The following is a 12,435-nucleotide window of genomic DNA, read 5'->3' on the forward strand; positions in this document are numbered from 1 at the left end:
TTATCTACACCATCAAAAACGGATGTCGGATCGGCTCTGTACAGATTTCCATTTCAGGAAAACGCTCCTTTAATTCTTCTGCCATCTGTCCGATAAAAATATGTTCAATGCCATAATGGCCGGCATCAATCACATTCAGTCCCTGGTCTACAGCATCAATCCCATCGTGATGGCCAAAATCTCCGGTGATATAAACTTCTGCCCCATTTCGGAGGGCATCTGCCGTCATACTCTTCCCGGAGCCCGGAAGAACCGCCGCACGGTTCAGAACTGTTTCCGGATTTCCGAAAATTTTCACATCCGGTATCTGAAAAACATCTTTTACATACTCTGCACACTGAAGCAGTGTCATCTCTTTTGGCAGTTCGCCTGCCATACCAAAACCGCCTTCACGTCCATCCGGAAGCACACAGGTTTTCTCCATGATCTGTGCATCCTTCAACGCAAGCATCCTGGCTGCTAACGGTGCCATCTCCACGATGTCATAATTGGTATGCATTGCATAATAAGCGATGTCATGCTTTATCAGTTCCAGCACACGCCGTCCGTAAAAATCACCGTCATTTATTTTTTTCAGTCCATGCATCAGCATCGGATGATGCGTCAGCAGCAGATCTGCTTTTGCATCGATGGCATGGCGGATCACTTCTCCGGTCGCATCCAGTGCGATATAAATGCTCTTGATCTCTTTCTCATAGCTTCCCACCTGCAGTCCCGGATTATCCCAGGATTCTGCGATGGATGGCGGATATTTTTTCTCCAGTAATTCAATCAGCTCCCGGCAGATCATGCCTTCTCACACTCCTCTTCTGTTTTCATCCATTTTTGTGCTTTCCGGTTCAGGGCAAGCAACGCCTCTATTTCCAAAATACGCTCTTTCACCCTCTCTTTGGGCTGCTGCCTTAAATTCTGAAGCACACCATTCAGCGTGGTCTCTTCTTTTTTCAGAAAAGAGCCAAGAACCGGATTCTTTTCTTTTAATAAAAAAGCTCCGTATTTCCATTCTATGTCTGCAAGTTCTTCCATATGTCCATGCTGCACATGCATCATCGGATAGTATTTTTCTTCCTCGCATACCATCTTTTCTGCTGTGATCACGTAGTCATTTTCATACAGATATTTTCGCACCTTATCAATGTCAGACTGCGGCTGCAAAACCAGCTCTTTTACGTCCACCAGTACTTTTTTGCCTTCTTCTAAAATTTTCATGACGAGTGTTCCACCCATGCCCGCGATCACCACGCTATCCGCCTCGTCCGGATTTAATTTCAAAACGCCGTCAGATAAACGTGTCCTAATCTTCTCCTGCATATGGTAACGCTCGATATTCATCTTAGCCCGCAGAAGCGGTCCCTTTTTTACATCCATGGCAATCGCTGACGGGATCTTTCCCATCTCACATAAATAAATCGGTATGTATCCGTGGTCTGTTCCCACGTCTGCCAGACGGCTGTTTTCTGTTACCATGGAAGCAACCGCCTGCAGTCTGTCTGATAACTGCATATCTGTTCTCCTTAATCAAGATAATCTTTTAATTTCCGGCTGCGGCTCGGATGCCGCAGTTTCCGCAAAGCCTTCGCCTCGATCTGCCGGATGCGTTCCCTTGTGACATGGAACTCTTTTCCGACTTCCTCAAGTGTCCGGCTTCTTCCATCTTCCAGCCCAAACCTCAGAGCCAGTACTTTCTTTTCCCGGTCTGTCAGAGTCTGCATGACTTCATCCAGCTGCTCCTGCAAAAGCGTGTACGCTGCAGCATCGGCCGGCACTTCGCTTTTGTTGTCTTTGATAAAATCGCCAAGATGTGTGTCATCCTCTTCCCCGACCGGCGTTTCCAGCGAGATCGGGTCCATGGCGATCTTGAGAATCTCTTCCACACGCTGCACCGGCATCTTCATCACTTCCGCAATCTCTGCCGCACTTGGTTCACGGCCAAGCGACTGTGTGAGCTGTCTAGACGTGCGGATCGTGCGGTTGATCGTCTCTACCATGTGCACCGGAATCCGGATCGTTCTCGCCTGATCTGCGATCGCCCTGGTAATCGCCTGACGGATCCACCAGGTCGCATAGGTACTGAATTTATAACCTTTTTTATAGTCAAATTTCTCAACAGCCTTGATCAGACCTAAGTTTCCCTCCTGGATCAGATCCAGAAACTGCATTCCGCGTCCGGTATAACGTTTTGCAATGCTTACTACCAGACGAAGATTGGACTCGGCAAGTCTTCTTTTGGCTTCCGGATCTCCCTTTTCCATCCGCTTTGCCAGCTCAATCTCTTCATCTGCGGTAAGCAGCGGGATCTTGCCGATCTCTTTTAAATACATCCGTACCGGATCATCGGTACTGATCCCTTCCGGAACTTCCAGGGCCGCTTCCGAAACATCGACTTCTTCTTCCTCTTCCAGATCTTCCAGGGCATCTGCATCTTTCTGCCTGAGAACATCCACGCCATGCTCATCCAGATAGTCCAGAATTTTTTCGCTCTGTGTCTCGGTAAGCGAAATTCCTTTAAAATAATCTACGATTTCCTGATGTTCCAGTGCATTTTTATGTTCTTTTGCAAATGCAAGCAGTCCTTTTAATTTCTCCAAAAATTCTTTGCTGTGTTCCTCCATCTGATCCACCTTCTTTCAAGTGCCGTATCTTTCCTATATTTTTTCCCCAATACCGGAAAATATACAGCTGACTATGCTCCCATCTGATGCCTGTGCTGTCTTGCTGCTGCCGCCTGCGGATGCAGGATTCATCTCACATCTGATATGTGATCTTCGGCATATCCTGAACTTTCTTTCTGTCCAGTAAGATTTTCTGCAATCCCGCAATATCTGCCGGATTCATGTTTTTCGTTCGAAATTCAATACTGTTGTTGATAATCTTTCGCAGTGTTTCATTCAATGCTTTGTCAAATTCCGCCTGCGACTGCAGGTTTAACTTGGCATGGAATAACGATGCGACTTCTTTCTGTGTTTCCGGATCTTCAAAATGATTGATGATCCTTGCCGGATTCAGCTCGCTCTTTTCAAGCTGTTCAAACAAAAGCTGTGCCGCCTGATGATAAAGATCTTCTGTGAAATCATCCGCATCCAGGTATGGTTTTACTTTTGCATACAATCCTTTTTTATCAATCAGCCAGGTCAGCATCAGTCTCTGTGACTGTTTCATGCCGTCATCCTGACTTTTTTTCCGGATTTCTTTTCGTTCTCGGTTCACAGTACTTTTCGGTACTTCCCTGCCGATTGCACGCATCGCACTGCGATTCACCATTTTTCTTAAATTGTCAAATCCGATGTGATATTTCTCTGCGACTGCCTGAATATAATTTTCACGTTCCAGCTCCTGCTCAAACTCCATCAGTTTTTCCGATACCGCCTGGAAAAAAGAAGTTTTTCCTTCCGGGTCTTTCATGTCATAATTTCTCTCCAACACGGAAATTTCAAACATAAAACTGTTTTCCGCCTGATCAATGCGTTCCTGAAACTTCTCTGCCCCAAGGGTTTTGATAAATTCATCCGGGTCTTTATAAGGATTCATATGCAGCACTCTTGCCCTGAGTCCTGCACGTTTTACGATCGGTATCGCCCTCAGTGCGGCACGCACACCGGCATCGTCACTGTCGTACGTCAGGATTACTTCGTCCGTATAACGTTTCAGAAGTGTGGCATGCTTCTCCGTCAGAGCCGTTCCAAGCGATGCCACTGCATTTGAAAATCCCGCCTGATGCATGGAGATCACATCCATATATCCTTCACAAACCAGCAGATACTTTTTCCTTGCTGCTCTTGCAATGTTCAGTCCGTACAGATTGCGACTTTTATCGAAAACGATCGTCTCCGGCGAATTTAAATATTTAGGCTTGCCGTCTCCCATCACACGGCCTCCGAAACCGATCACACGGTTGTTGACATCCAGAATCGGAAAGATGACACGATTCCAGAATTTATCGTACATGCCATTTTTTTCATCCACATTAAACAGCCCGGATTCTTTTAATAATTCATCGGATATTTTTTTGCTTTTAAAATACTGATATAGATTGCTGCTGTATTTGCTGGAATATCCAAGTGCAAACCGTTTGATTGTCTCATCATCCAGCTGTCTGCTTTTCAGGTACTGCATAGCCTGAGCCCCGCTCTCCGTACGAAGCTGATAATAAAAATAGTTGGCTGCCATCTTGTTTATTTCCAGCACCTGCATGCGGAGATCCTGCTGTCTTTTTTCTTCCTCTGAATATTCCCGCTCCGGAAGCTTGATCCCGACCCGGTCTGCCAGGTATTTCAGTGCCTCCGGAAAACTGTAATTCTCATATTCCATAATGAACGTAAATACATTGCCGCCTGCTCCACATCCGAAACAGTAGTACATCTGTTTGTCTGGACTTACCGAAAAAGATGGGGATTTTTCATTATGAAATGGACAAAGTCCAAAATAAGAGCTTCCTTTTTTCTGAAGCTTGACATAAGTGCCGATCACTTCGACAATATCGTTTCTCTCTCTGATCTCTTCGACCAGTTCTTCCGGATAATACATACCTATCTCCTTATTTCCTGCTTATTCATTTTACCGGCCATGCCTTCGGAATATAAAGGTCTGCAAACGCCTGCATGGCATACTGATCGGTCATCCCTGCTATGTAATCACAGACAACCCGCTCTTTCTCCTGCCCCGCATCCATCAGGTTTAAATATTCCTCTGACAGTTCTAGAGGATGCTCGATATAGTACTGATAAAGTTCCTGTAAAAGATGCCGGACCTTTTTTTCTTCTCTTTTTGCCAGCGGATTGTGATACACATTCTCAAACAGAAAGTTCCGCATTCCCCGCATCGCTTTTTCCATCTCCGGTGACATGACAATGTCATCTTTGCCCTGACTGTGGATCACAATATCGTGGATCAGAGCATTTAAACGTTCCCGGATCGTATCACCCAAAACTTCCCGGTATTCTGCCGGAACATCTGCTTCTTTTAAAATCCCGGCACGCAATGCATCATCAATATCGTGATTGATGTATGCGATTTTATCTGAAAGCCGTACGATCTTTCCTTCCAGCGTGGAAGGATGACCGGACGTTCTGTGATTTCGGATCCCGTCACGGACTTCCCAGGTCAGATTCAGACCTTTTCCGTTCTTCTCAAGAAGTTCTACAACGCGGACACTCTGTTCAAAATGAGCAAAACCAAACGGGCAGATCTCATTTAACGCCTGCTCGCCTGCATGGCCGAACGGTGTATGCCCAAGGTCATGCCCAAGTGCAATCGCCTCCGCCAGATCTTCATTCATCCGCAGGGCTCTTGCGATCGTCCTCGCCGTTTGTGCTACCTCAAGCGTGTGGGTCAGCCTGGTGCGGTAGTGATCTCCCTGCGGCAGCAGAAAAACCTGTGTCTTATGCTTCAGTCTGCGAAATGCTTTAGAATGTAAAATACGATCCCGGTCTCTTTGATAGACCGGACGGATATCGCATGGCGGCTCTTCCCGGTCGCGTCCCCTGGACTTGCTGCTGAGGGATGCATACGGGCTGAAATAAGCCACTTCTCTTTGCTCTGCCATCTCTCGAATCGTCATGGCAATCGCCCCCTTTCTAATTATTTTATCACGTTTTTTCCATATCTAACAAGAATTTTTTCATTTTTAAGGCAAAAAAATGTTATTTCACCACACTTTTCCGTAGAAACGGCCGGGCAGTTCGCCTTTTCTAACCGTTCTATGGTTTCCGGTGCCGGATGCCCGTAGCGATTTCCTTTTCCATAAGACAAAACCGCCATCTGTGGTTTCAGGATATCCAGCAGTTCTTCTGATGTGGCTCCTTTGGAACCATGATGTCCTGCCTTTAAAACTTCGATTTTATTTCCTCCTTCCAGAAGCTGCGGCAGTTTTTTTCTTCTGATCAGATCCTTTTCCCCTTCTTTTTCCAGATCCCCCATCAGCATCACATCAAAAGATTTGTATTTTACATGCAGCACCATGGATGTCTCGTTTTTATTTTGGGAAGTATCCCCAGCTTTCGGGGCAAGACAGGTAAGCATCATCGACCGGGTACAGATACAGTCACCCTCCCGCATTTTGTGCACAGCGATCTTCTGCCCTGCTGCCAGTCTTTCAATCTCAAGGTACGTCTCATCCGGATTTTTGATGGCTGGTAATACCAGATTTTTTATTTTAATACTGCATGTTTGACGCTCCAGCAGTTCCCTTACTCCATTGATATGATCCATATCCATGTGACTTAAAAACACATAATCCAACCGGTCAATCCCATGATACCGCAAATACGGAAGAATTCTGTATTTTCCAACGTTCGAGACACTGCTGCTCCCGCCGTCACACAACATGGTCACACCGGTATCATCCCTTAGCACAATGCCATCCCCCTGTCCGACATCCAGAAAGGTCACAGAAAACGCCTTCGGCTCCGTCCGCTTCAAAAAGAAAATCGCCATGAAAACAAAGACCAGATAACAGACTTTCTTTTGTTTTTTCTGAAGCAGCCACACAGCCCCCGCAGACAGGATCACATAATATAGAAGAATCGACCACAGTTTCGGTCTTCCAAAAATCATCTGAGAAAAAGGCAGTTCCAGAGATACGCGGCACAGACAGGAATATAAATTTAACACACCATGCACTGCCGCTGCCGGATATGAAGCTGCTTTCAGCGAAAAAAAAGAAAAAAGCAAGGCACTGCCGCCTCCGGCGAGAACAAACGGAAGCAGCGGTATGACCATACTATTCAACATCACACTGTAAAGAGGAAAAGAAAAAGAATGCCACAGAACACACGGCAGCATAAAAAGCTGAATAGCCGCCCCGGAAGAGATATATGATCCGTAATGCTTTTTCAGAATCGGATAAAATCCACCGATCGCTGCCACAGCAGAAACTGACATCTGAAATCCAGATGAGAATAATAAAATGGGATAATCAAAAAGAAGTAAAAAAACAGCTGCTGACAGAGCACTCAATAAATCATACGTCCTTCCAAGGCACTGTGCTCCGAGAAAAAGAAGAAACATGATCACGGCACGGCGTGTAGATACACCTACACCGGTAAAAACTGCATAAAATAACATAAAACTGCCTGCGATCCCGGAAGAAACCACAAATGAGATCCCCAGTTTTCGCAAGATATGATAGAGTGCCATGCCAAACAGAGAAATATGAAGTCCGGAAATCGCAAGCACATGAGCAATGCCGCCCACCTGATACCAGTCTCTGATCTCCTCATCCAGCCTGCTCTTATCGCCAAGTAGCATCGCTGCGAGAATTCCGGCATCCTGCTCATCAAATATCTGCTCCAGATGCCGCATACAGATCCTGCGGACTTCATACATCCACTGTAACAGCGGATTCTGCCTGCCATCCCGAACGGTTAAACGGGCATTTTTCATACTAAACAAAAGACGCTCCGTCTGCTGGTAAAAAAGGCGGTCAAAGGCTCCATCGTTTGAGGGAGCCTCTGCAAGCGTCAGTTTGCCGCAGATCTGCACCCGGTTTCCGTACGCACAGTCCGCTGGCTCTTCCAGAATTGCCCGAACCTTAAGACGTTCGGAAACCTCCTCCATAAAATCAGCCTGTATATGATCTGCATATACATACCAGAAATCTGCTCCTGCCTCGATCTGACAGACTCTTCCCATGCAGGAAACCTGTTTTCCGTCAAACGACTGCGGATAAGGGAACTGCTCCCGGATCCCCGCAAAATGACAGAGCAAGATCCATAAGATTAGAATACCTGTCAAAAACAACAACGGTCTCTTTTTGAAATATATCAAGTTCCGCTCTCTGTCTGTGCTTCCTTTGTCAGATTCGGATCAACGCCAACCGATGGAACCGCACCGTTATCGCTGCTCCCGGTATCGTTTTCTCCGTCTTTCTCCCGTATGAAACTGCTGTTACAGGAAAACACCTGTGACAGATCCAGTGTATCACGCAGAAGTACATCCGAGCTGCCTTCCACCTGGATCTGGACTTTCGTGATATCCTCACAGCTTTCGCAGATGGAATTTACGATCGCATAAACCGTCACTTCCGGTGTAACCGAAGATCCTGCCACTGCCTGATTAAATTCACTGCTTAAATTCACCGTACATAAATCCCCCTCCGTACGGATTTCACGCACAACCGTATCAGACGGCACAACTGCAGTAAGTTTGCTGCCCGCCGGTCCTGCGATCAGCTGCCCAACAACCAGTTTTTCAAGAGAATCATCCGATGCATAATGCACGTTTCGCATCTGTTTTATCAGTGAAGTGCCGTTTCTGCTACCGAAATAAAGCGGCAATGCCTCATATTGATATGCATTGATACTGTCACCCTCCGAATTGATAAACGAAGAGGCATGCATCGGCCCTACTGCCTGATTTTCCGAGTTCAGAAGTGCCTCACCTGCAACGGTAAATACCACTTCCCGGACATCCGTGATCTGCGTCATCGTCTGCACCACTGCGGCACGCAGCAAAACTTCTCTTGTATCATCCATCTGCTTATAAGCATCATTAAAATCAATCGTCAGCCGTCCGTCCTTTAAAGTCGATACCGCAGCAGTCAGTCCCTCCGGAAAAACACTCTGATAGTCGTTTCGATTAAACGTCCCTTCCATTGCAGAAAGCAATTCTTCCACCAGTTTTTCCCCGCCTTCTGCTTCCGGCTCATATTGTACTTCCCGAAGTGCAGTAGCCTCTGCATTACGGCAAAAAACCTTATAACCGCTCTGTTCTGCCTTCTGTGTGCCCTGGCAACCCGTGAGCATCAGGCCAAGAAACACAGCTGCTGCAAATCCTGCCATTTTTTTCATATTTTTGTTCTCCATTCCGGCAAAAGCCCCTGCCAGGTGAACCGTTGTATCAGTTCACATAAATCAGCGGGATCCGAACAGTAAAGGTCGTACCTTCGCCCTCTTTACTGTAAACCTTGATCGCTCCGCGGTGCATCAGGATCGCACTTCTCGTGATTGCAAGCCCCAGACCGGTTCCGCCGATCTCTCTTGAGTGTGATTTATCCACACGGTAAAAACGTTCAAAAATAGCATCCTGTGACTCTTTTGGAATACCAATGCCGGAATCTTCTACTTTTACATAAAAATATTTGTTGTCTACATTAAGCGAAACATGCACCCATCCGCCCTCTTTGTTGTATTTGATCGCATTTTCAACCAGATTGGACAGGGCAAGCGTCAGCTTCGTCTCATCCACTTCGGCATTGACCGGGCGGAAACTCTCCAACACAAGGTTGATATCCTGCCTGTCCGCGATCGGTGTCAGTCTCTTGATGATCAGCTCCAGCAGTTCATTGATATTTTTATTTTCAATATGCAGATCTGCTGCCTTTTTATCCATCTTCACAAGCGACAGAAGATCCGTGATGATCTTATTCTCACGATCGATCTCTTCTGCGATATCCGCCATAAACTCCTGATAAAGCTCCACCGGTGCATCCGGCTGTGCCAGAAGAGAATCTGCAAGTACTTTCATCGATGTGATCGGTGTTTTCAGCTCGTGTGACACGTTGGAGACAAACTCCTGCCTGGAATCATCGAGAGCTTTCATGCGGGCAAGCATCTGATTGTAGGCCTCTGCAAGCTGCTGTGTCTCGGTGTAGTCCGGTATGGAGATATCAGCATCCAGAAAGCCTTCCTGCACCTGGCTCAAAGATTTGGTAACCTTTTCAAACGGCTTTGCCAGCATCTTGGAAAGATAGTATGCAATCAGAAAAATGGCAATCCCCATTCCAATCTGAAGGATCAGTACTTTCCGGTTCAGATCATCACGGTTCTTACGGATATCTCTGGTCGGTGTACTGACGATCATCACGCCTTCCACTTCTTTGCTCTGAGCATCATAGATCGGTATGGTAATCTCAATAAAGCCGTTTTTCCTGCTGTAGCTCTGTCCATCCTCACCGCGAAAACAGCGGATCACCTCTTCCGCCACAATATATTTGCCCTCATCTGTCTGATCGGTATCCTTAATAATGCGAAACTCTTTATTGACAACAAGAATCCTGCCGTTGTAAAGATTCGCCATCTGCTGCAGCTCCACATCTGTGATCTTGGACTTCTCACCGCTCAGGTAATCGGTCTTGGAAATCTGGGCTGTGATCAGATCGCTCTGGCTCTGTATGATACTGATACGCTGTTTCACCGCCTGATCCTGATAATTCGTTAAAATCCCGTGTTTGATCAGCATGATCGGCACAATTCCAACGATGATAAAGATCAGGCACATACGAAACTGAAGACTGTTTATGTACTTTCGTAATTTTTCGTTTTTTTTCTTTTTTCTGAACACTTGCTCCCCTGTGCCTGCTCCCTTCCTTCAGTGTACCTTTTCAAGTCGAATGCACGTGAGACTTGGCATGCGATTCTGGTCAGTTTTGCTGACACTTACCTGACAGTTATGAATGCTGGAAATAATATCCGACGCCCCATTTGGTGTGTACATACTGCGGGTCGCTCGGATTTATCTCAATCTTTTCTCTCAGTCTCCGGATATGTACATCTACGGTCCGCACATCTCCCGGATATTCATAACCCCAGACAATGTTGAGCAGATTCTCTCTGCTGTACACCTTGTTCGGATGAAAGATCAGAAGCTCCAACACATCAAATTCTTTGGCAGTCAAGTTTACTTCTCTGCCTGCAATGTTGACGCGTCTCGCCTCGCAGTCCATCGTAAGATCTCCTGCCTGGATCACTTTGCTCTTTGTCTGCTCTGCTCCCTTTTTCTCGGTACGGCGCATGATTGCTTTGATACGTGCTTTGACTTCCAGAATGTTAAATGGCTTGGTGATATAGTCATCTGCTCCATACTCCAGACCAAGGATCTTATCCATATCATCACCTTTTGCAGTCAGCATGACAACCGGAACACTGGAAGTTTCACGCAGCTGCTGGCAGACTTCAAAGCCGTCAAGCTTCGGAAGCATCACATCAAGAAGTATAATATCATACTCTTTTTCTCTTGCCATACGCAGAGCTTCTTCGCCGTCATATGCACAGTCAACTTCCATGCCGTCCTGTTCCAGACTGAAGCGGATTCCTTTTACGATCAGTTTCTCATCATCTACAACTAATACTTTCTTTGCCATTTTTGTTCATTCCTTTTGTTTTATTTTACTGCTGTACTGTTATTTTATCTTTTATTTTTCCAAACACCGCTTCTTTGATCCCGCTGATATTCATAATATCTTCGATCTGCTCAAATCTGCCCTGTTCTTCCCGGTAACGTACGATATCGGCAGCTTTGGATGCCCCGATGCCGGGAAGCGTCATCAGTTCTTCTTCTGATGCCTGATTGATATTGACTTTGCCTGCATCTGCCACTCTGCCCTCACCGGACGTTTCCAGAGAACCCTCGGAAGATGACAGCTGCTTTGTCTTCTGTTCTTCGACTGTAACGATATACAGTTGCTGCCCGTCCTGAAGTACGGATGCCTGATTGACCGCTGAGATGGCAGCATCTTTTGCAAACCCGCCGGCAAGCTCGATCGCTTCATACACACGTGCTCCCCTTGCAAGTTTTACAACACCGGGAGTTCTGACGGCACCTGCCACATCTACATAGATCCAGGCGTCTGTTTCCACATCCGTCCCCCCTGCTTTCATCCGCTCCGTTTCTTTCGATTCTCCCACTTCAGACTGATTGGAAATTTCTTCCGAAAACACCTCATCCGCCGCCTGTTCAAACGTGATCTCACCTTTTTTATTACAGCCGCCCCAAAAAATACACAGTACAACGATTATGGTCAGATAAAACAGACTTTTTAACTTTCTGCCTGATTTTCTCAAAAGGACTCCTTCCTGCCTTCTGACAAAATTCCCCTGTACAGATATTCCTATTTTATCGAACATTGTTCAAAAATACAACCGTTATTTTTCAAATATGACAACACCGATGATCGCGATCGCCATCCCTGCCACTTTTCGCATGGTAAGCGGTTGTTTTTCTACGCCAAACCATCCCAGAAGCTCGATCACGTAGGCAATGATCAGCTGGGAGATCACAATCAGCATCGCCGCTTTCGCAGGTCCCAGGCTGTTCATGCTCTTTATTACGGTAACGGTGATAAATGCACCGATCACACCTCCAAGCAGCGTCCATTTATCCGGAACCTGTGTAAGCGTCATAAAACTTTTCCCGTCCGCAAAATACCAGATCACAAGACAGACCAGAAATGCCGTAAACTGCACAAAACTGGTCGAAACCCAGAGGCTGGTCGCCTTTGTCACCTGCGTGTTGAAGACGCCCTGCACACTCATCAGGGCTCCAGATAAAAGTGCTGTTAAAATTCCAATCATAAAAAAACTCCTTTGCCTGTACTTTCTGACAGTATATGCACAAAGGAGTTTTCTATACATTTTTTACTGTTTTTTCAAGTCGAACGCACGTGAGACTTGGCACGCGATTCTGGTCAGCTTTGCTGACATTTACCCAACAGAATCGCTG

General features: G+C 46.3%; 11 protein-coding genes. All 11 read right to left on the bottom strand.

The features are described 5' to 3' along the window. Window positions 1-4 precede the first annotated feature (4 nt). Window positions 5-790 carry a Nif3-like dinuclear metal center hexameric protein gene (locus GPK60_RS14355; protein ID WP_022119569.1) on the bottom strand — a complete coding sequence of 262 codons (786 nt, stop codon included), beginning with the start codon at window positions 788-790 and terminating at the stop codon, window positions 5-7. Further along, on the bottom strand, window positions 787-1,503 hold the full coding sequence (locus GPK60_RS14360; RefSeq protein ID WP_215660857.1) for a class I SAM-dependent methyltransferase: 717 nt from the start codon (window positions 1,501-1,503) through the stop codon (window positions 787-789). The genes GPK60_RS14355 and GPK60_RS14360 overlap by 4 nt, the downstream gene beginning before the upstream one ends. 11 nt (window positions 1,504-1,514) lie before the next feature. Further along, entirely contained in the window at window positions 1,515-2,612 is a 1,098-nt protein-coding gene (gene rpoD / locus GPK60_RS14365; protein ID WP_173895599.1) for an RNA polymerase sigma factor RpoD, read from the bottom strand. A gap of 133 nt (window positions 2,613-2,745) precedes the next feature. After that, entirely contained in the window at window positions 2,746-4,524 is a 1,779-nt protein-coding gene (dnaG, locus tag GPK60_RS14370; protein WP_215660861.1) for a DNA primase, read from the bottom strand. A 25-nt stretch (window positions 4,525-4,549) separates the two neighbouring features. After that, window positions 4,550-5,557: a deoxyguanosinetriphosphate triphosphohydrolase gene (locus GPK60_RS14375; protein WP_022119565.1), complete on the bottom strand. Its 1,008-nt coding sequence runs from the start codon at window positions 5,555-5,557 to the stop codon at window positions 4,550-4,552. Between the two features lie 20 nt (window positions 5,558-5,577). Then, window positions 5,578-7,731, bottom strand: a complete 2,154-nt coding sequence (locus GPK60_RS14380; protein ID WP_215660864.1) for a DNA internalization-related competence protein ComEC/Rec2 — start codon at window positions 7,729-7,731, stop codon at window positions 5,578-5,580. Between the two features lie 29 nt (window positions 7,732-7,760). Further along, window positions 7,761-8,786: a GerMN domain-containing protein gene (locus GPK60_RS14385; protein ID WP_215660867.1), complete on the bottom strand. Its 1,026-nt coding sequence runs from the start codon at window positions 8,784-8,786 to the stop codon at window positions 7,761-7,763. Between the two features lie 49 nt (window positions 8,787-8,835). Then, on the bottom strand, window positions 8,836-10,278 hold the full coding sequence (locus tag GPK60_RS14390) for an ATP-binding protein (RefSeq protein WP_330591314.1): 1,443 nt from the start codon (window positions 10,276-10,278) through the stop codon (window positions 8,836-8,838). Window positions 10,279-10,384: 106 nt separating this feature from the next. Continuing rightward, window positions 10,385-11,077, bottom strand: a complete 693-nt coding sequence (locus GPK60_RS14395) for a response regulator transcription factor (protein ID WP_022119561.1) — start codon at window positions 11,075-11,077, stop codon at window positions 10,385-10,387. 25 nt (window positions 11,078-11,102) lie between these two features. Continuing rightward, window positions 11,103-11,777 (bottom strand): helix-hairpin-helix domain-containing protein, encoded by a 675-nt coding sequence (locus GPK60_RS14400; RefSeq protein ID WP_173865571.1) that lies wholly within the window; start codon window positions 11,775-11,777, stop codon window positions 11,103-11,105. 81 nt (window positions 11,778-11,858) lie between these two features. Beyond that, window positions 11,859-12,287 carry a DMT family transporter gene (locus tag GPK60_RS14405; RefSeq protein WP_173865570.1) on the bottom strand — a complete coding sequence of 143 codons (429 nt, stop codon included), beginning with the start codon at window positions 12,285-12,287 and terminating at the stop codon, window positions 11,859-11,861. Window positions 12,288-12,435 lie beyond the last annotated feature (148 nt).

Origin of the sequence: Ruminococcus sp. MCC718 (genome assembly GCF_018783905.1) — a bacterium.
GTDB classification, from domain to species: domain Bacteria; phylum Bacillota; class Clostridia; order Lachnospirales; family Lachnospiraceae; genus Hominisplanchenecus; species Hominisplanchenecus faecis.